This is a genomic window from Bacillus sp. GS3m_15504 (genome assembly GCF_055825275.1).
This window is the reverse complement of record NZ_JBVVNL010000002.1, coordinates 351,423-371,863: the sequence shown is the minus strand read 5'-3', so window position 1 is coordinate 371,863 and position 20,441 is coordinate 351,423. Positions and strand designations below refer to the sequence as shown.

Genomic DNA, 20,441 nt, shown 5'->3' with positions numbered 1-20,441 from the left:
TTGAACCTTATCAACATATAAACCACCTTTTCTATTATCCGTATTAAATTACAAATGATATTATGAGAGCATTAATTATCGTTACGTTGTAACAAAAACGACCATTTTTGTTACGGTCATTATTAATAAACTTTTAGTCTAATTAACTTGCATACTGAGTGTAACAAAAATATGTAACAATATTATTTGTAACAATATCTCCATTTAATCGTTTTTGATACAATAGTCGGTGAAGGGGATGATAAATATGAAGTTTGGTTATATGCGTGTTTCTACATTAGATCAAAATTTAGATCGTCAAAAGAAACAGCTTGAAGAATTTGAATGCGACCGTATTTTCTTCGAAAAAGTAACCGGTACAAAACGAAACCGGCCGGAATTAAATAGTATGCTGGAATTTCTTCGTCCAGAAGATACAGTCGTTGTAACCGATTTAACTCGATTATCACGTTCTACAAAAGATCTCATTGAAATTACGGAACAAATTTCTCAAAAAGGAGCACACTTGAAAAGTCTAAGGGAATCATGGCTCGATACAACAACAGCACATGGGAAAATGTTGTTTACTATTTTCGCTGGTATTGCTCAATTTGAACGAGATTTAACTTCTGAACGGACAAAAGAAGGGATTGAGGCTGCAAGGAAACGAGGGAAACATCCTGGAAGACCAAAAACCGATGAGGAAAAGGTAGATTACGCTTTATATCTTATTAATCAAGGTATGAGCCGTACAGATGCCGCCGAGAAAGCTGGTATCTCGAGAATGACTTTGTACCGTAAGATGCAACAGTAAAATACATATAGTTTTGATTTTAGTATAGTAGGAGGAATTACATTGACCTCAATTGAACGTACAGCCTATCCAAGGTTTAAACAAAACTTAACTCGAAAAGAGCTGAAAGAGATTTATACCGTCACATATGAGGAGAACCAATTTGCCCATAGAGTAGCACGTGGAACTATTCCGGTCTTTAGCCTTTTAGTTATGCTAAAGTCTTTCTAACGACTAGGTTATTTTCCACGTCCAAAAGATATTCCATCTGTGATAATTCATCATATCCGTTCGAGTTTGCGTATATCAAATGAAACCGAACCAAACTTCCGAACAAAGTCCATATATCGACACCAGAAAGCAATTCGTGAGCATTTGCAAGTATTGCCCTTTGGGAAGGATGCTTTACATATTGCTACTAATGCCATATATAAAGCATCTCAAGTGATGGATAACCCCGCTGACCTTATTAATGTTTCTATTGAAGAATTAATTAAGGAACGTTATGAATTACCAGCATTCAGTACACTAGATCGGCTTGCACGTCGAGTGAGAACGCTGGTTAATAATCGTCTTTGTAATACAATTCTCGCCCGTTTGTCTAATATAGAAAAAGATAAACTCGATCAATTACTTCATACGTCAAAAGAAACTCAACATTCTGGTTATAATTATTTTAAAGAAGTTCCCAAAAGCCTTTCTATTACTCATATGAAAGATTTACAAAACAGACTTTCATTTATTACGTCTTTCCTTCCAAACATTCATGATTTATTAGAAGGCATTCCAATTTCTAAATTGAAGCACTTTGCTGCTGAAGCGAATTCTTTAGATGCTTCAGAAATAAAGGACTTCGCTCCTCACAAAAGATATATGCTGTTGTTATCAACTATTTATCGGTCACAAATTACAACTAGGGATAACCTTGTAGAAATGTTTCTAAAAAGGATGGGAATCATTCATAAAAAAGGAAAAGAAGAACTTGCTCTTTTGAGGGAGCAACATCGTTCCATAAGTGAAAATCTTATTTCTGTACTGAGTGAAGTTTTAGAAGCAACAGCTATGCATGATGATAATACACAAATTGGCAGCAAAATTACTGAGCTATTTGAAGCTAAAGGTGGTATAGAATTTTTAAAACAGGACTGTACAGCAATATCCTCATACAACGGAAATAATTATCTACCACTTTTAGAAAAATTCTATAAGAATCATAGAAAAACATTATTTCGGCTCATCACATTATTAGAAATTGACTCAACAACTCAAGACGATTCCCTCATAAATGCCCTGGAATTTTTATTAGAGAACGAAAACCGTAAGGTTGAACATCTACCTAGTGATATTGATTTATCATTCGCCAGTGAACAGTGGAAACATACAATTCGCGTTGAAAAAAGCACAAATTTACTTTACCGTAAACGTCTTGAAATCTGTATATTTTCTTATTTAGCCTCTGAATTAAAGACGGGAGACCTTAGTGTAAAAGGTTCTGAGAAATATGCTGATTATAGACAACAATTACTTCCATGGGAAGAATGCCAACCGATGGTTGAAGATTATTGTAATGAACTAGAATTACCTTCCTCACCTACTGATTTTGTTAATCGGTTAAAAATTTGGCTAACATCCGCTGCAAAAACTGTTGACCTAAACTATCCTAATAATGGACAAGTTATCATAACTGAAGATGGAGAACCAATCCTGAAACGTTTGGTACGAAAAGAGTCTTCCAAGAGTAGTAAAATGTTAGAAAAAGAAATTATACAACGACTACCGGAACGAACGATTCTTGATATACTTTGTAACGTTGAACACTGGACTCATTGTACAAGACATTTCGGCCCATTTTCAGGATCTGAACCTAAATTAGAGCATCCAATTGAACGTTATATTATTACTTCATTTGGATATGGCTGTAATTTAGGGCCAGCCCAAACCGCTAAACATATGCGAAATATAGTAACACCTCATATGATTTCTTTTGTGAATCGTAGACATATCAGTGTCCAAAAATTAGATGCCTCAATTCAAGACATTTTAAATCAATACAACCTCTTTAGCCTTCCAAAACTATGGGGGAGTGGAAAAACAGCCGCCGCTGATGGAACAAAATACGATTTATATGAAGAAAACTTACTGTCAGAATACCACATCAGATATGGGGGCTATGGAGGAATAGCTTATCATCATGTTTCGGATAATTATATTGCTTTATTTAGCCATTTTATCCCCTGTGGGGTTTGGGAAGCTGTTTATATTATTGATGGATTGCTAAAAAATAAGTCAGATATCCAACCTGATACGATTCATGCTGATACACAAGGCTAGTCTACTCCTGTCTTTGCACTTTCTTATCTATTAGGAATCAATTTAATGCCTAGAATTAGGAATTGGAAAGACTTAAAATTCTTTAGACCAAGCAAACATATTCAATATAAACATATAGATCCTTTATTTAGTGATGTAATCGATTGGAAGTTAATTGAGACTCATTGGCAAGAGTTATTTCAAGTTGTTTTGTCTATAAAAGCTGGAAAGATACTACCCTCAACTCTTCTCAGAAAACTGAGAAGTGATAGTAAAAAGAATCGACTGTACCAAGCATTTCGAGAGCTAGGCAGAGTCATTCGAACGATATTTCTTCTTAAATATATCTCAGATATGAAATTGAGAGAGCAAATTACAGCTAGTACAAATAAAGTGGAAGCATATAATGGTTTTTCAAAGTGGTTATTCTTTGGTGGGGATGGGATTATTACTGAAAATGATCCAGTAGAACAAGAAAAACGTATTAAATATAATGATCTCGTTGCCAATGCAGTCATTTTTCAAAATGTCGTTGATATTACCATGATTTTATGGCAACTCAAAAGAGAAGGTTATCGATTCTCACGAGAAGATCTGGTGATGTTAAGTCCATATATGACGAAACATATAAAACGTTTTGGCGATTATGTGATTGATTTACAAAACATTCCACAACCAATAGAAGAGAATATACCTGTATAAAAGATAAATGGGTCATAACATGGAAATAAAAACCAGTCTATGACCCATTTTTACACGTATCTCGGCTGAACCCCTAATTGTGAATCTCAAGATGAAATTGCTAAAAGAAAATGTTAATTACTTTTGTTGAAAAGATTATAAGGTTTTTAATTCTATATTCAAAATGATTAAAGTATAAAAGCTGTTAACGAGGTCCGTTAACAGCTTTTATACTTTATATTGCGTGTTGTTCTTCAATTGTAACTGTTGATATTGATAGTTGATGCAATGTAATTTCTGGTCTACTTCCAACTCGAATATTTACTCCTGTTTGACCAAGTCCCTCATTAATATAAAAAGGTTTTCCATCTTGCGTATGAAGTCCTTTGATAATATTCATCCTTGCAAGCTTACCCATTTTCGCAAGGTGATAGGCTTTTGGATAACAAATTTGCCCACCATGGAAATGACCAGCTAGTAAATAGTCAAAATGATATTCCTTCATATGAAGAACGATATTTGGATCATGAGTTAGTACCAAATTCAAACCTTGCTTAATCTCTTTATAAGAAGTTGTAAGATCACTACGTTTCGTACTAAAGTCATCAATACCAATAATATTTACACGTTTACCTTGAACTTAAATGACATAATTTTCATTTTGCAGTACTTTACAGTTATATTGTTCAAGTGTTTCCTTTAATCTTTGTAAATCTTTTTCATGTAATACATAATCATGGTTACCGAAAACAGCGTATATGCCATACTTTGCCTGTAATTGATTTAATACCTCTAAATATGGAGCAAGATTAGGAATTGTACGTTTACGGTCAAGGAAATCTCCAGTAAGTGCAATCAAATCAATTGATTCATCTTTTAGTTTTTCATAAAGCTGAGCTGAGGAAATGGAGATGTTTTCAAGATGCATATCAGAAAGGTGGAGAATATTTAGTATCGAATCATCTTCGTGAATGTTTTTTTGATTTATTTGAACTCTATTTGTCACAACATCAGTCGTGTTTTTGTTAGCTTTTTTGAATAGATAGAAGAGAGCAATAAATAAAATAGATAGTAATAAAATTTTCATTACATCACTCCTTTTATAAAAATTATACATGAAAAATCTATTCATTTTGTATGTAATTTATGGAACAAGATTTAGAATAATTTATTCTAAATGGTTGCCAGAATAGAAATGGAGAAGTGCTACATAATAAAAAAAGTTAATGAAAAAACATATCGTCAAGTTTACCTCAAGAGGTGATTTATGAAACAAAATTCAACACAAAAGACCATCTTGTTTTTTCCATTTTTGCAGATTCCATCAGGCCATCACCAAGTTGCACATGCATTAATGGAAGGAATACAAAAGGATCAAATCGATATAAAATGTGATCAAGTGGATATTCTCTCGTATAGTTACGGAAGCATAGAAGCATTGGTTTCAAATGTTTATTTAAAATGGATTAAAGTATGCCCTGGTTTTTATAATTGGATATACCAAAACTCTGTCTACAAAAATGTCGACGAGAAGAAACGTTATCGATTATATGAACTTCTGTTCGCACCATTCATGAGAAGATTAATAAGAGATAAACAACCGGATCTGATTATTTGCACTCATGCTTTACCTTCATATATATTAAATTATTTAAAAGAAAAAGGTGAACTGAAAACACCAGTTATAAATGTATATACAGATTATTTCATTCATAATTGTTGGGGCATTGAACATATTGATTGTCATTTTGTACCGTCTCATCATATGAGGGACTTTTTAAAAAAGAAGGGCGTAAACGATGAGCAGATCTTTTTCACAGGAATTCCTATTCATAAAAAAATAAAAAAAACAAAAGAAAATATAATGAATACCGCCACTTCTTCTTCATGGTCAGTTTTAATTACTGGTGGAAGTTTGGGAGTTGGTGCAATAGAAGATTTAATTTACAAAATAGGAACGGAAACAAAAATTCAATTTTATGTGCTATGTGGAAAAAATGAACAAACTCTATGATCAAGTAGATGCAATTGTTACAAAACCCGGAGGAGTAACAATAAGTGAAAGTTTATTTAAAAGGATACCTATTTTTATTTATCATGTATTACCTGGACAAGAGGAAATTAATTTGCAACAACTCAAAAAGTTAGGGGTGATCTTTCATTTAAACAAATGGGAGAATGAAAGAAGCAGGCTCGACAAGCAATTGCAGTCATTTTTTCAAAACGAAAATCAGCTTCAACGTTATCAGGAACGTATAACAAAATATCATCAACAGCTTATCAATAAAGAACCTTCACAAATTATAAAAGAATTAATAACGAAAGAGTAAAGCTAGTGTACTAAAATTATTTTTTTGGTATGCATCATTTTTTTAGAGCTATTTTTTCTTTAAAGAAGAGTTAGGAATGATTTCAGATTGTTTAAGATAACAAAAAAAGAAGGTTGATAAGCTTGAATAAGAACCATATTGTTCATATAAACATTCTACTAACAAGCGATATACACGGTACAGTTTATCCAATTCAGTATCGAAATAACGAACCAGCAGAAATAGGATTAGCCAAACTTGTAACACGTATCACACAAGAGCGTAACCAGCACGAACATGTAATTATGATCGATAACGGTGATTTTATACAAGGAACTCCATTCACCTATTTCTACGCTAAATATATGCAGCATACAAACAACCCAATGTCACTTATCGCGAATTACATTGATTATGATGCGGGCGTTATCGGAAATCACGAGTTCAACTATGGAATGGATGTATTAAACAAATTTGTATTAAATGCGAATATGCCTTATCTAGCCGCAAATATTATAAGTAGACATACAAAGTATCCTTATTTCGGCAAACCCTATGTCATTAAACACATACCCCCTAATATAAAAGTCGCTATCTTGGGAGTTACAACACATTACATCCCAAATTGGGAGCAACCAAACCATATTAAAGATTTACTATTTGAAAATGCGCTAGAGTCAACAAAAAAATGGGTTCTCTACATTCGTGAAAAGGAACAACCACATTTACTAATCGTAGCATATCACGGCGGCTTTGAGCGAGACTTACAAACTGGAGAACCGACTGAAATTTTAACAGGAGAAAATCAGGGATATGCAATGTGTCAAGAAATAGAAGGAATCGATATACTATTAACTGGACATCAACACCGCTATATTTCTAATACAAAAGTAAATAATGTGACAGTTTTGCAAACCGGTTGTAACGGTCATTCATTAGGGAAAATTCATGTAAAACTACAAAAAAATAAAGATCGATGGTTGATTAAGGACTGCCATTCAGAACTGTTATCTGTCCAAAGCACTCCAGCAGATAAAACAGTCTTATCACTCGTATCCATTTATGAAAAACAAACACAAGAATGGTTAGATCAGCCTATCGGTACAATTATAGGAGATATGTTGATTTATGATGCAATGCAAACACGTTTACAAGACCATCCTTTTATCGAATTTATAAATAAAGTGCAGATGGAAGTAGCTGAAGTCAATATCTCTTGTACAAGCCTATTTCATAATGAATCTTCTGGCTTTCCAAAACACATTACAATGAGAGATATTGTTTCTAATTATATTTATCCAAATACTTTAAAGGTCATAAGAATTACAGGAAGAGATATAAAAGAAGCCCTTGAGCTATCTGCTGAATATTTCACGTTACATATAGATGGGAATATTATTGTAAATCCTGCTTATACCGAACCAAAACCACAGCATTATAATTACGATATGTGGGAAGGAATTTCGTACATATTAAATATTTCAAAGCCAATTGGTGAAAGAGTCGTTTTCCTACAATATGAAGGATATCCCATTCAACTTAATCAAGAATATGACGTAGTCATGAATAATTATCGCGCAAGTGGTGGCGGAAATTATTCTATGTACCTAAATAAACCCATCATAAAAGACATACCAATTGATATGTCTGAACTTATCGCGAATTACATATTAGAACGTGGAACAATTAAAGCGACAATTAACTGTAATTGGAAAGTTATCAAATAAACAATTCTAATAAAACCAAAAAAGATAGGCTTCCCCCATCATTTAATTTAATTTTGCATTATCTTGTTTTTTTAACGCTTTTAATTTCGTCGTTGTATCAGCAGTTATTATTTTCGGCTTGATTGGTGCATTGCTATTCTAACCGAAAGGATAAGGAGTGTTTGTATGACTGTCATCGCTAGTGTAAAAACTTTCCTTGCTAGTAAAAGGGGAGCTCAAGCAAGCTTAAGCTCTCTTTCGCTAAATTCTACAGACGATGAAGCAAAATGCGTATTCCATGAATGTATATTAGAAATGGACAGTGTCATCTCTGATTTAAAGGATAGAGTTTCAATATTAGAACGTGAAGAACCTCAATATAAAGGGTGTTAAGTAGATTGGAGGAAATGACTATGTCTCACCTACCCGAATGGACGCTTGTTATTCTCCGCTCTGTATTCATATTAATTGTTTTATTCACTATCACAAAATGTTTAGGAAAAAGGCAAATTTCTCACCTTTCCTTTTTTGAGTACATAGCGGGAATGACAATTGGTAGTATCGCGGCTCAAGTATCTACAGGGCTAGACCAAAAGTTTTTCCACGGCGTCTTTGCCATACTTACTTTCGCATTGGTACCTTTTTTTGTCGGAATTCTTTCTTTAAAAAATAAAACGGCTCGAGATTTTTTTGAAGGGAAGTCTACAGTTTTAATAAAGGATGGCAAAGTACTTGAAGATAATTTAAAGAAAGAAAAATATACAAGTGATGAGTTACTCGAACTTCTTAGAGGTAATGGTGCATTCAGTATAGCTGAAGTTGAATTTGCTGTCTTAGAACCGAGCGGAGAATTAAATGTGTTATTAAAGAAAGATTCTCAACCACTTACTGCAAAAGATCTCGGTTTAAAAGTGCCAAATGAAAAAGAACCACAAACTGTTATTATGGATGGAAATGTACTAGATGAACCTCTTTCCGCAAGTGGGCATAACCGCTCTTGGTTACATTCTGAATTAGAAAAACTCGGCGTTGTCATAGAAAATGTGTTTCTCGGTCAAATTGACTCATACGGGCAACTCACTATAGACATTTACAATGACAAACTCCAAATGCATTCTCCTCAAAACAAACCTTTATTATTGGCATCTTTAAAAAAATGTCATGCTGATTTTGAGCTATTTTCTTTAGAAACAAAATCAAAAAAGGCAAGTGAAATGTATGCTAAAAATGCACAACAAATTGAAGCTATTTTAAAGAAGACAGCCTACCTTTTAAAGGAATAAAAAGGTAGGCTGTCTTCTTTTTATATTTTAGTGAATGAAAAAATATATAGGGAGGGTACCGCATGCACATCACGCTAATATTTTGAAGTGTCACCCAAAATGAAAATTTTATTGCTTTACAGTTATTTATGAGAATTTAACTCATTTTCTGCGTTTTGGGAAACTACCAGTTTCTTAAGTTGATAACAAACATAAATCGTAATGATTATTATTTATTGCGAATTTCGAAAAGATGTATTATACTAGGTTCGCGAGATAAAACGTAATCATTACGCTTTGCGTCAAAGCGATATTTTCTTCATAGAATTGGAGGAAATAAACTTGTAAAAAAGAAAAGAGGAGAATTTCATGCCAAAAAAATTAACTATGTTTTCATTCCTACTTATTTTCACTTTAATTTATGCTGGATGTTCTAATAAAAAAGAAAGTGCAGTAAAAAAAGATGAGAAACTTTCTGTTTATACAACTATTTTCCCACTTGCTGATTTCGCAAAAAAAATTGGTGGAGACTATGTAAATATTGAAGCAATTTACCCTCCTGGTGCAGATTCTCATACATTTGAACCAAGCCAAAAACAAACAGTGAAAATTGCGAAAGCCGATTTATTCATTTATAACGGTGTAGAATTAGAACCGTTTGCTGAAAAAATGGAAAAAACATTACAAAAAGAAAATGTTAAAATTGTAAATGCATCAAAAGGCATCGAACTGCGCGCAGCAACCGAAGATGAACATCATGATCATGGAGATGGACATAAAGAAGATGAACATCATCACGATAAAGACCCACACGTGTGGTTAGATCCTATACTAGCGATGAAACAAGCTGAAAAAATCAAAAATGCTCTTGTAGAATTACAGCCTGATTATAAACAAGAATTCGAAAAGAATTTTGCAGCACTTCAAACTAAATTTACAGATTTAGACGATCGATTTAAAGCTGTTGTAGCAAATGCAAAAACGAAAGAAATTTTAGTTTCCAATGCAGCCTATGGCTACTGGGAACAACGCTATGGTTTAAAACAAATTCCTATTGCTGGGATTTCAGCTTCTGATGAACCATCTCAAAAAAAGCTTGCTGAAATTACAAAAACAGTTAAAGAATACGGTCTAAAATACATTTTATTCGAAACATTTTCTACTCCAAAAGTAGCATCAGTTATTCAGAAAGAAACTGGTACAAAAATTTTACGCTTAAATCACCTTGCTACTATTTCTGAAGACGATGCGAAGAGCAATAAAGATTACTTCACTTTAATGGAAGAAAACGTGAATACTTTAAAAGAAGCAACACAATTCGCATCAGTTGCAGAAAAACCTTCTGAAAAGCAAGAGCAAACAACTGAAAGTCATACACATGAAAATGAACACGATCACAGTCATAACCATAGTCATGCTCATGATAAATCAACAGAAAGAATTTTTGAAGGATATTTTGAAGACAATCAAGTGAAGGATCGACCACTTTCCGATTGGAAAGGAGACTGGCAATCTGTATATCCGTATTTACAAGATGGAACGCTTGATGAGGTATTTGCTCACAAAGCGAAACATAAAGGTAAAATGTCAGCCAAAGAATATAAGGAGTATTATAATGAAGGATATCAAACAGATGTGAACCGTATCGTGATTCAAGGAGATACTGTAACATTCTACAAAAACAAAGAAGAATATTCTGGCAAGTATATCTATGATGGATACAAAATTTTGACATATGATGCAGGGAATAGAGGTGTAAGATACATATTTAAACTAGCAGATAAAACAGAAGGAGTTCCTCAGTATATTCAATTTAGTGATCATGGTATTTATCCGAATAAAGCTAATCACTACCACTTGTATTGGGGTGACAATCGTGAAGCTTTATTCGATGAAGTTATACACTGGCCTACCTACTACCCATCGGATATGAATGGACATGATATTGCGCACGAGATGATGGCGCATTAAATTAGGGGTCACGATAATTACTTCTTTGAGCAATATATAAAATTCAAAGATTATCAATCTAGAATTATATTTTTTATAGTAACAAATGATTTAATGAGATTAGAAGTATAAAATAACTAAATATTTAACGATAGTAAGAGCGTGTTTTAATAACAATTTTTAAAACACGCTTTTTTATTTACTCTGTTATTAAGTTTATTCCAGATGTATCATTTACGCTTGGAATGCTGCAAATTATTCTTTTATATTCAATCACTTTAGCAATTGTAGAGTAATTAGAATCTAACTAATAGCATCCATCGTAAATGATATGACAGAACATTTGTGTATTTTGAATTCCTATAGAAAGTAACTTTTTGTTTTCTTACAAAAGTTACCTATCTAACTATCCAACAGAGCAACTAGTTAATAAACTAACTGCTCGTTGTACAAAAGAAACACTGCGCTTACAGAAATATTTTGTAAGTGAAAGTTACAGTGATAGTATGAACAGGGGGGGGAATATTATTCTGATATGCAAGAAAACTAACCTAAACAAACACATCATTTTGTACATTAAAGTAGTTAAAGCAATTTGATAACAACTTATTGTATAAAAATAATTAGCGCTTGAAAACAGTGAATTCTAACTTAAAGTTTCAATTATAGTATAAAAGAAATTGGAAGAGTTATGTAGGAATAAGACTTAATAACAGCTTTATTCAAAAAGGGAGTGGTCATGAAAAAATTATATTTGTTCAAAGTGTTTACAATGTTTTGTTGATCAATATGAAATTTTGGAACATTTTACATCATGATTATAAGTGTGAATATTCTATCAATACGAAACAATCATGTGGTTTATTACGGGGCATTTAGATATTTAACACTGAAAATCAATACTTTCAGTTAGAGATGTAATGTACAGAATGATTTAGAGAATTTAGCTACAAACAATGTTCAGCAAATTATGTTAACGGAATGTTAAATTACAGAACTTAGTGATTAGTTTTTATGTATTTTTGAAAAATTAGCGTGCATTCTAGCTGGCATATAAATTGATTAATGTACTATTGGTGGAATTGTTATATTCTTTTCATTTCGCAAAGAAACATACAAATCAAGGTTGTAATTTACTGTAGCAAAAAAGATATCATTTATATTATTAACGCCTTGATCTGACAATTGTTGGTTTAGCCATTCTTCGTTTATATGTAACTTTTCTAAAATATTCAAACAAACTTTTCCTTCTAAGATAATAGGGAAGGAAATAGCAGACATTTTGTTTTGTATTTTAATATCTTCAAGTGTAATTGTATTTTTTGAAGGCTTTTTTAATACACTTAATGCACCATTTGCTTCAATGATTGCTGTTTCAACATCATTAATATCAAATACGTTTTTTTCTCTTAACATTTGTAAAATATTATCAATAGAATAACGTATCTTTTTTAGATTCTTATCGAGAATTTTTCCATCTTGAATAACAATTGTTGGTTCGAAGGTAAGCAATTTATCCAATTTTCGATTTGATATTTTCCAACTAGCAACACTTTTTTGGAGAATACCCATTGCAATGATAGTTATTACCGTTGGAAAATGCTTAATACTAGGATCAGCTATATCAGCGCCAACAACAGCACCTAATGTAATAATAATGAGAAAGTCGAATATAGGTAATTCACCAATTGCTCGTTTCCCCATAAATAGAGTGACAAATAGCAATAAAGGTAAGATGGTGATTATTCTTAATAGTACTAGTGATATTTCTTTTAAAAAATCAATCATAATTACACCTCTTTAGAAAACTTGTAATTGTGTTTGTGCTACTGTTATAACAGAGCATATATACTTGAAAATAGTGATCTGTAGCTAAAAATGAATAATCTTACTTTTGTGCAATAAAGCAATTAGTAAATGGAACTAACTGCTTTATTACATCTTACAAGCCCACACTTACAGCAATGATTTGTAACCTTGATTTACAAACGTAGTATAAATGACATTAGAAATAGTATGCGAAACGAAAGTGGATTTAATGAGTATTTTTTATTTTTTGTATAGACAAGGTGCACCTAAAGGAAGTATTAACTATTTAATGAAATTGCATTAGCGATAGGATAATGCTTGTTTCCCTAATGCTTCCCACGATTCAATGAAGATATCTTGGCTCACTTTATGTGCTTTTTTCACAGTTAATGGGTCATTGATATAAATGTATTTGTCCTCTAACCCTACAATAACAACAGCGTGTAAATCCAAAGGAGCTGTAATTTTTTTGTCATCATGTTTCCAAGACTCCCATCTATCTGGAAGGCGATAATCTCCTGTAGTCCATACTACCACAGGTTTACCGAGCTTAATTTGAGCTAACACAGTATTAAAAGTTTTTCCTGTTAAGTTTACTGTGCGATTTGGTAGATAACGTTCCATTAATTCTTGTAACGGTTGAACGTGGACAGCGTATCCCTTATTTTTCCCAGTTATATCTCCGACAAAACCTTCTTTAGGATCTCCCCATTGAATAATGTCTCCACTTTTATTTGTAGACAGTGGAGTAGGATCTTTTTTTATCTCTTTAGCTAAATCCATTTTATTAACTTTAATACCTGCATGCTGTAATACCATCGCTAAGCTTGTAACTTCGCATCCATATTTTAATTCTGGCTTTTGTGATATAAGCGGCACATCTAAAATGATTTTTTTAGTGGCTGAAGTGGGAGATGGTTGTAAAGATTTATTTTTTGGAAATGAATGTGTTGTATTTTGAATCAATTTATTATCTTTTTGTTTAACTTGTAATTCATTCTTTTTAAGAGAGGGTGTTTTTTCTGAACATCCCGTTAAAATTAAAACTAAGACATACAAAGTTAGAAATCTTTTCATATCATTCACCTTTTTAATAGTACTTACTTAATACCATAATATTCTATTATTCGATATTTTTTAGAGGTAAAGAATGTTTAATAAGCTTCATTTTATATGGCAAATTCCAAATACTTACGTGTAGTAAAAAGGAAGCCCACGCGCACCGATCAATAATTTGTGACTTCAAGTTACAGTTATAGTATAAGCGAGTTGAGGAGAGCTATGCAGGAATAAAAAGTATTAAAAGCTTTATTCTCAAAATGACTAATGAACTGGGTATATATCTGTCTAACATGTTTCGTTAATCAAAATGAACTTTTTGAACATTTTATGTTTTGTAAAGAGAGAAATGAATATTGAATCCTTTTACAAAATAGGAAGTAAGTATATTTCTTTCTTTTTATACAAATTATTAAGAGTAAAATACTTATGAAATCAGTAGAATTTTATTAAGAGATTATAAATTGTTGGGGTGATTCAATACATGCCAAAGTTAGAGGTAGAGGGATGTAGTCTTTACTACATAGTAAAAGGAGAAGGGACTCCTATCATTTTTATACACCCACCTACACTTACCTGTGAAAATTTTGAATATCAGATAGAAGAATTATCTAGAAATTTTAAAGTAATCGCTTTTGATGTCAGAGGACATGGGAACAGTCAGAGTTCAAGTCAGCCAATTACGTATTCACTAATTGCTAAAGATATGAAGAGTTTACTGGACCACTTGGAAATAAAAAAGTCTTTTGTATGTGGGTATTCAACAGGAAGCTCAGTTGCCTTGGAATTTTTATTAACATATCCCGAAAATAGTTTAGGGGGAATTTTAATAGGTGGAATGTCAGAAGTGCGTAAAGGGTACTTAAAAAACAAGATTTCTCTAGGTGTCCAATTGGCGAAAGCAAGAGCAATTTCATTTTTAGCATTTGCCATTTCGTGGGGAAATTCTAATACAAAAAAATTATTTAAAAGAATGTTTCGAGAAGCTCGGAAAGGTAATGCAAAAAATATCGAACAATATTATCGCTATAGTTTGCACTATAATTGTACCAATCGCCTTAAAGGCATTCATCTACCTATGTTATTGGTTTATGGAAAAAATGACAAAATTTTTTATAGTCATGCAAACTTACTACATGAAGAATTGCCATGTAATGAATTAAGATTTATTACGGGTGCAAAACATCAAATACCAACAAAAGCGGCTACAGAGTTAAATCAAATGATTGAGCAGTTTGTTTGTACGCATTCTAAGGTGTCTAAAGAAGTTCTTAAATCATAAAGTATTATCTCAAATCTAAAAGGGGTTTAAAATTAATATTTTCAAAAAGGTTAACGGGATGAGTTTTGTTTCTAACTTGAAAAATTATAATGAACAGTAGATCAATTGGAAATAAAATCGTGGAAACAGGGGATTTTCGGAAATTGAAGATGAATAAAGCAACCCATGTACTAATGGACAATTAAGGTATGAGTTAAAAGAAGATAAATAAAAAATTAACAAGTGGAGATGTCGAAAAACTAATTTGGGTCACCATATCCAAAAAAGAGAATTGTACGTATTAAAACAGATTAGCCGATTTCCTGTAAAATAAGGAACCGGCTAGCTGCTTTTTATGGGGCTGTTGACTTTTAATAGTAACAGTTAATAGAAAAAAGATAAAAATATAACATTTTGTATATTGTGAAAATTAATTATAAATTTTGGTGAAATTGTGATATTTATGTTGATTTTTTAATGTCTTAGCGGTACTAGTACTAGTGTGAATGATAACAGTGAAACTAAATAAAAACTTTCATTTTTTCACAAATAAAAGAGCAGTTAGCCCAGTCTAACTGCTCGATACAAAGGTAATAATCTAGATGCGTAGATATTATATGCCAAGTTATAGATTTTATTCATGGAGAAACAAAGAATGTGTACTATTCGGAAAAGACAATTAAAGAGTTCTTTAAGAAGCAAGAACAGGAAAGAAATAAAAAAGCAGTTAGCAAAAGCTAACTGCCCGCCTCTCGACCAAGAGAGCTAGAGTGAGAAGAATTTAAAGCCACCTTTTAAATTCTTCCATAGTATCAGAAAATATTTAGAATTTTATTCATTTAAAGCTTAAATTAGGAAGTTCAATAATTAAGTGTAGCTATATTATATACATGATTTGGGAATTTATTCACTGAGGAGGAATAGATATGGATGAATTTGAAGAATTATTTATGAAGGTTGCTCAAGTGCAAGGTAATCAAGAATTAACTTGTAGCTACACAGAGTGTTATTGGAATATGTATTTTCCTATTTGTTCTAATTTAAAAGAGTGTGTATCAGTAAGTTTAACAGACTTCAAAATGGCGCCTAATTCAACTGAGTGTAAAGGACATTGGGATTATACAGAAGTGTATGGCCATCCAAAAAGTTAAAAGAGCAGCTAACAAAAGCCTAACTGCTCCTCCAATCATGGAATGTGGTTCAGAACGAATATTGAGTTTTATTCAGTGGAAACGAAATGTTGCGAGTAATCTTAATGAGAGAAGTCAACAGAACTTCGGTATTTATTCGGAATGTCTCAAGGGGAAGCTGCTGGATTATTAGATGTTAATACTCATAAATTGAGTGAAGTAGAACTATCGATTTATGAGTATTAACAGAGCATTCAATCAGATACATGCTCTATGCAGAACATTTCATGTTAAACCAAAGTATTTTATTCAAAAATAAAACTATCTTTTTTTATCCCATGGTATTAAATTAATAAAAACTTCTTTAACTTTAGGGTCATATTGAGTAATTATAGTTTGGATTTCTTTGCAAACCTTATTTCCTTGATAGATAGTTAACTCTTCAGGAATACATATCTGGGCATCAATAATAATATAACGACCATAATCCCGAGCACAAAGTTTGTTAATTTGTTTTACATAAGGATGCACTTGAATAAGATTTTGATATTCAGTGCATTTTTTTGCAGGTAGACAAACTTCCATCAAGTTTTTTAAAGAGTTTCTTCCAATTTTTATAGCCATTTTAAATACTAGTATTGAAACTATTATTCCAAAAAAGGGATCACTATAAATTGCATAGGGGATTGGAAATATATTATTAAGTAATGTAATACCGATTCCTAAAATTGCAGCTAATGAAGTGTATACATCTGCAAGATGATCATAGGCAGTTGCTATTAAACTTTGACTATTTTCTTTTTGGCCAATATGTATCGTGTACGAATATAAAATTAATTTCCAAATAAGTGAGGCGACTGCTACAAGGAATGTAATTATGTGGGCATCATTAGAAGGGTGAAAAAGAGATTCTATTGATTGATACAACATAAAGAAAGAAGCAAGCATCAGGATAATAGAGATAATCCCAGAAGATATGTGTTCCACTTTCCCATAACCATATGGGTATGTATTATCTGCAGGTTGATCCGCAATTTTTATGGAACTTAAAGATGTAACAGATGCTAAAATGTCAGCTCCATTATGAATACCATCTGCTATCAATACCTGACTTCGGAAAACTATGCCAATCCCGATTTTTAATAAACAAATAATTAAATTACTAATTACACTTATCCAAGCAGCAAATAGAGATGATACGGAACTTCTATTCATAATTTTTCCCTCCTTCTTGAATAAAAATAGGGATATGATTTCTAATAAAATAGTTCTAATTAATTCCATTTCATCTATATAATAGCATGTTATAAAAATATTAAGATGATAAAGAGAAATTATTCATATATTATTCATATTTAAAAAGATTGGGAAAAAACAAAATCCGTATTACTTCATTTTTAAATATATAAATATATGATTTAAAATAAAGGAATAAGCATTTAAAATCAAAGGTCAGCAATGTTAAATTATGCTGGTTCTGTATTAGAATACGCAAACCCTAACTTAAGAACATTCTTAGAAAATACTTTCTTAAATAGTGGTAGCCATGCATACGATGCATGGAAATATAGGATCGAAAAAGGATATTATACATTATCTACAGCTCCAGAATCAGAAGTGCAAACTTTAGTTATTATATACCAACCTGTTAATCAATCTTTTTAACCACACAATTAACTTTGAATTCATGTAATTTACTTTAAACACTGCTAAGAATCTTGATTTGAAATAAAAAAGGATACTCAATGAATTATTTTATGTTATATTTCAAGGAAGTGAAACAAGCATTTTATAGAGAGATATAAAAGATTTGATTTTAGGATTTCCTCAGAAGGTAAATTAATTAATCGGATTGATCTTATTTTTGATGTCTCTACTATTACTCATTGAATTGAAATGTATAAAATGGTACCACTCAATTGGAAGTAAATCCCAAGTAGAGCGTATAGTCTTTTAACGGGAGGCTTTCAAAAGAAGACAATGAATCTGTTCCTTCTAAACTGCGATTAAAAGATGAACTTGTTTGGAGTATCTTTATTATTAACAATATATAATATTACATTAAAAATTATTATAAACTTATGATAAAGCTTAAGAAACTGCTTATATTTTTCATATTAGATTGGAAATCTAACTTTTTATCTGCCTAAAGAAAGGCGTCTTAGAGCGTCTTTTCTTTATTTTCATTTCGCTTAAAAATAATATTTGGGATACCGTCACATTTTAACGGAAATATATACTGAGAAAATTTAGTTCCATAAAAAATGGAAAAAATATAATGGGAATGGAATCTAGGATATACCTTGTTTTTAAAGATATCTGAACCAAACTTCACTTATATATTGATAAAGTTCAATGTATAATAGATTTAACATAGATTGTAAATATTATTATATTTCTTAAATGAAAAGGGGTATTTTCCCAATGATAGGACAAATTCAACCTTTAAACCCTATTGCAATTCACTTAGGGCCACTAAATGTAAATTGGTATGGAATTATTATTGGTATCGGAGCTATATTAGGGTTTATCTTAGCTAATAATGAAGGGAAAAAACGTGGGATTTCTTCAGAAACATTTTCTGATTTAATTTTTCTTGCTTTACCTATCTCGATTATTTCAGCACGAATATATTATGTAGTATTTGAATGGGGCTTTTATAAGCAAAACCCTGAAGAAATTTTCGCAATTTGGCATGGGGGAATTGCAATTCATGGTGGCATTATTGGTGCTGTATTAACAACTATATGGTTTACAAGAAAACGGAATCTCTCATTTTGGAAAATGGCTGACATTTTAGCGCCAAGTTTACTTTTAGGTCAAGCAATCGGACGTTGGGGAAATTTTATGAACCAAGAAGCTCATGGAGGAATTGTATCAAAAGATTTTTTAGAATCTATTCATTTACCGGAATTTATCATTAATCAAATGAACATAAATGGTACATATTATCAACCAACGTTTTTATATGAATCTATATGGAACATTATTGGAGTAATACTATTACTTTTATTAAGGAAAGCCAATTTAAAAAGGGGAGAAATCTTTTTAACCTATTTATTATGGTATTCCATAGGAAGATTTTTTGTAGAAGGCTTACGAACAGATAGTCTTATGTTAACATCCCATATTAGAATTGCTCAGTTAGTCTCACTTGGATGCATTATTTGTAGCATTCTTATCGCGTTGTATAGACGTAAGAAGGGATACGCACAACTACACTATACTGCCGATTAATGGAGTGGTCTATGTAATGGAACAAAACAAGGTTAAATCAAAATCATTTGAAACAGTGGACTCGAAATATATTCAGCAACATTTAGCCAATGAAAGAACCTACCTGGCTTGGCTTCGCACTGCCATTACCATTGCCGGTTTGGGATTTCTTGTAGCTAATCTTCATTTAGCTGTTCGAAAAGAGCTTTCCACATTAAACAATAAAATTGCTATTGGCATTGGAGTAGGATCAGTTGTTGCTGGAATATGTATTATTATTACTGCAACAACACACTATCTGATTAAGCGTAGAAGCATTAACTCACAAACATTTAAAGCACATACAGCATTAATAGTAGGGTTATCAATTTTAGTGATTGTGATTATTTTAGTGATTGCATCTTATTTTTTGCTCATTATATGATGCAAGATTTATGTTACCAATATCCTAAAAAACAACTGTTGGTAAATAATGTAGCATTATGACCTATTTTTACATATATCTCGGCTGAACCCCATGTCCATCAATTTAAGAAAACAAGTCACCCTCAAAAGGAAAAAAATAAATTTTTATGCTATAAAAACACAAAATTTTCATTTAGAGGGTAATTTAAAATATTAGCTGGTGCTACCCCATGAAGAAAAGAAAATATTTACTTGTTTTTATGTCCACTGTTTTATCTGTAGGTTTGTTATATGATTGCAATGGCGTTGATGAAGATGAGCCAGATCCAACAGAAGAATCTTCTGAAGAAATTCAAGAAAATAATAATCAATAATAGGATATAATATAAGATTTATCATTAACGTACAGTTAGCTCATAAATATAAAATAGACTAATTGAAGTAGAACAATATATATAGTGATTTAATGGAATAGAACAAGCAGAAACACCTTTTACTATCGTATCTAATTAAGTTCGATAGTAAGAGGTGTTTTTAGTTATATAGTAGCATTTCAAAAATCGTGTACTTT

The 20,441-nt window shown here is 31.7% G+C and carries 13 protein-coding genes and 5 pseudogenes; 14 read left to right on the top strand and 4 right to left on the bottom strand.

Translation table 11 applies throughout. The features are described 5' to 3' along the window. The first annotated feature begins 247 nt into the window (after positions 1-247). Positions 248-793, top strand: coding sequence for a recombinase family protein (locus AC0L0O_RS21155; RefSeq protein ID WP_473786065.1), 546 nt, complete (start codon positions 248-250; stop codon positions 791-793). 42 nt (positions 794-835) lie between these two features. Further along, positions 836-3,784 (top strand): annotated as a pseudogene (locus AC0L0O_RS21150) (Tn3 family transposase). A 214-nt stretch (positions 3,785-3,998) separates the two neighbouring features. Here AC0L0O_RS21150 and AC0L0O_RS21145 read toward each other — a convergent pair. Beyond that, positions 3,999-4,850: pseudogene (locus tag AC0L0O_RS21145) on the bottom strand (metallophosphoesterase). Between the two features lie 180 nt (positions 4,851-5,030). Here AC0L0O_RS21145 and AC0L0O_RS21140 point away from each other — a divergent pair. The 6 genes and pseudogenes from AC0L0O_RS21140 to AC0L0O_RS21115 all read left to right on the top strand — a co-directional run. After that, a pseudogene (locus AC0L0O_RS21140) lies at positions 5,031-6,093 on the top strand (MGDG synthase family glycosyltransferase). 122 nt (positions 6,094-6,215) lie between these two features. Beyond that, positions 6,216-7,799, top strand: coding sequence for a bifunctional metallophosphatase/5'-nucleotidase (locus AC0L0O_RS21135; protein WP_473786064.1), 1,584 nt, complete (start codon positions 6,216-6,218; stop codon positions 7,797-7,799). Between the two features lie 165 nt (positions 7,800-7,964). Beyond that, on the top strand, positions 7,965-8,171 hold the full coding sequence (locus AC0L0O_RS21130; RefSeq protein WP_473786063.1) for a DUF1657 domain-containing protein: 207 nt from the start codon (positions 7,965-7,967) through the stop codon (positions 8,169-8,171). 20 nt (positions 8,172-8,191) lie between these two features. Continuing rightward, positions 8,192-9,061, top strand: a complete 870-nt coding sequence (locus AC0L0O_RS21125) for a DUF421 domain-containing protein (protein WP_473786062.1) — start codon at positions 8,192-8,194, stop codon at positions 9,059-9,061. Between the two features lie 348 nt (positions 9,062-9,409). Then, positions 9,410-10,354 (top strand): annotated as a pseudogene (locus tag AC0L0O_RS21120) (metal ABC transporter substrate-binding protein); the annotation flags it as partial. 27 nt (positions 10,355-10,381) lie between these two features. Continuing rightward, positions 10,382-11,011 (top strand): annotated as a pseudogene (locus AC0L0O_RS21115) (ZinT family metal-binding protein); the annotation flags it as partial. Positions 11,012-12,052: 1,041 nt separating this feature from the next. On the opposite strand, the gene AC0L0O_RS21110 reads toward AC0L0O_RS21115, so the two are convergent. Together AC0L0O_RS21110 and AC0L0O_RS21105 are read right to left on the bottom strand one after the other, a co-directional pair. Further along, positions 12,053-12,778, bottom strand: coding sequence for a DUF421 domain-containing protein (locus tag AC0L0O_RS21110; protein WP_473786061.1), 726 nt, complete (start codon positions 12,776-12,778; stop codon positions 12,053-12,055). Positions 12,779-13,099: 321 nt separating this feature from the next. Then, positions 13,100-13,876 carry a C39 family peptidase gene (locus tag AC0L0O_RS21105; protein ID WP_473786060.1) on the bottom strand — a complete coding sequence of 259 codons (777 nt, stop codon included), beginning with the start codon at positions 13,874-13,876 and terminating at the stop codon, positions 13,100-13,102. Between the two features lie 466 nt (positions 13,877-14,342). On the opposite strand from AC0L0O_RS21105, the gene AC0L0O_RS21100 reads away from it, so the two are divergent. Next, positions 14,343-15,140, top strand: coding sequence for an alpha/beta fold hydrolase (locus AC0L0O_RS21100; RefSeq protein ID WP_473786059.1), 798 nt, complete (start codon positions 14,343-14,345; stop codon positions 15,138-15,140). A 905-nt stretch (positions 15,141-16,045) separates the two neighbouring features. Beyond that, positions 16,046-16,270, top strand: a complete 225-nt coding sequence (locus tag AC0L0O_RS21095; RefSeq protein ID WP_473786058.1) for a hypothetical protein — start codon at positions 16,046-16,048, stop codon at positions 16,268-16,270. 300 nt (positions 16,271-16,570) lie between these two features. Here AC0L0O_RS21095 and AC0L0O_RS21090 read toward each other — a convergent pair whose 3' ends face one another. Next, positions 16,571-17,464: a cation diffusion facilitator family transporter gene (locus AC0L0O_RS21090; protein WP_473786057.1), complete on the bottom strand. Its 894-nt coding sequence runs from the start codon at positions 17,462-17,464 to the stop codon at positions 16,571-16,573. Between the two features lie 243 nt (positions 17,465-17,707). Between AC0L0O_RS21090 and AC0L0O_RS21085 the strand changes: the two genes are divergently transcribed. The 4 genes from AC0L0O_RS21085 to AC0L0O_RS21070 all read left to right on the top strand — a co-directional run bounded on the left by AC0L0O_RS21085 (position 17,708) and on the right by AC0L0O_RS21070 (position 20,244). After that, positions 17,708-17,914, top strand: coding sequence for a spore coat protein (locus AC0L0O_RS21085; protein WP_473786056.1), 207 nt, complete (start codon positions 17,708-17,710; stop codon positions 17,912-17,914). 759 nt (positions 17,915-18,673) lie between these two features. Then, complete coding sequence (lgt, locus tag AC0L0O_RS21080; RefSeq protein ID WP_473786055.1) at positions 18,674-19,486, top strand: prolipoprotein diacylglyceryl transferase; 813 nt, start codon at positions 18,674-18,676, stop codon at positions 19,484-19,486. A gap of 16 nt (positions 19,487-19,502) precedes the next feature. Further along, on the top strand, positions 19,503-19,889 hold the full coding sequence (locus AC0L0O_RS21075) for a YidH family protein (protein WP_473786054.1): 387 nt from the start codon (positions 19,503-19,505) through the stop codon (positions 19,887-19,889). Positions 19,890-20,100: 211 nt separating this feature from the next. Beyond that, positions 20,101-20,244: a hypothetical protein gene (locus tag AC0L0O_RS21070; protein WP_473786053.1), complete on the top strand. Its 144-nt coding sequence runs from the start codon at positions 20,101-20,103 to the stop codon at positions 20,242-20,244. Positions 20,245-20,441 lie beyond the last annotated feature (197 nt).

Bases quoted from the DNA above. Each gene is read 5' to 3' on its own strand.
- AC0L0O_RS21155 (WP_473786065.1), top strand. From the start codon at position 248: ATGAAGTTTGGTTATATGCGTGTTTCTACATTAGATCAAAATTTAGAT.
- AC0L0O_RS21130 (WP_473786063.1), top strand. From the start codon at position 7,965: ATGACTGTCATCGCTAGTGTAAAAACTTTCCTTGCTAGTAAAAGGGGA.
- AC0L0O_RS21125 (WP_473786062.1), top strand. From the start codon at position 8,192: ATGTCTCACCTACCCGAATGGACGCTTGTTATTCTCCGCTCTGTATTC.
- AC0L0O_RS21110 (WP_473786061.1), bottom strand. From the start codon at position 12,778: ATGATTGATTTTTTAAAAGAAATATCACTAGTACTATTAAGAATAATC.
- AC0L0O_RS21105 (WP_473786060.1), bottom strand. From the start codon at position 13,876: ATGAAAAGATTTCTAACTTTGTATGTCTTAGTTTTAATTTTAACGGGA.
- AC0L0O_RS21100 (WP_473786059.1), top strand. From the start codon at position 14,343: ATGCCAAAGTTAGAGGTAGAGGGATGTAGTCTTTACTACATAGTAAAA.
- AC0L0O_RS21095 (WP_473786058.1), top strand. From the start codon at position 16,046: ATGGATGAATTTGAAGAATTATTTATGAAGGTTGCTCAAGTGCAAGGT.
- AC0L0O_RS21090 (WP_473786057.1), bottom strand. From the start codon at position 17,464: ATGAATAGAAGTTCCGTATCATCTCTATTTGCTGCTTGGATAAGTGTA.
- AC0L0O_RS21085 (WP_473786056.1), top strand. From the start codon at position 17,708: ATGTTAAATTATGCTGGTTCTGTATTAGAATACGCAAACCCTAACTTA.
- lgt (WP_473786055.1), top strand. From the start codon at position 18,674: ATGATAGGACAAATTCAACCTTTAAACCCTATTGCAATTCACTTAGGG.
- AC0L0O_RS21075 (WP_473786054.1), top strand. From the start codon at position 19,503: ATGGAACAAAACAAGGTTAAATCAAAATCATTTGAAACAGTGGACTCG.
- AC0L0O_RS21070 (WP_473786053.1), top strand. From the start codon at position 20,101: ATGAAGAAAAGAAAATATTTACTTGTTTTTATGTCCACTGTTTTATCT.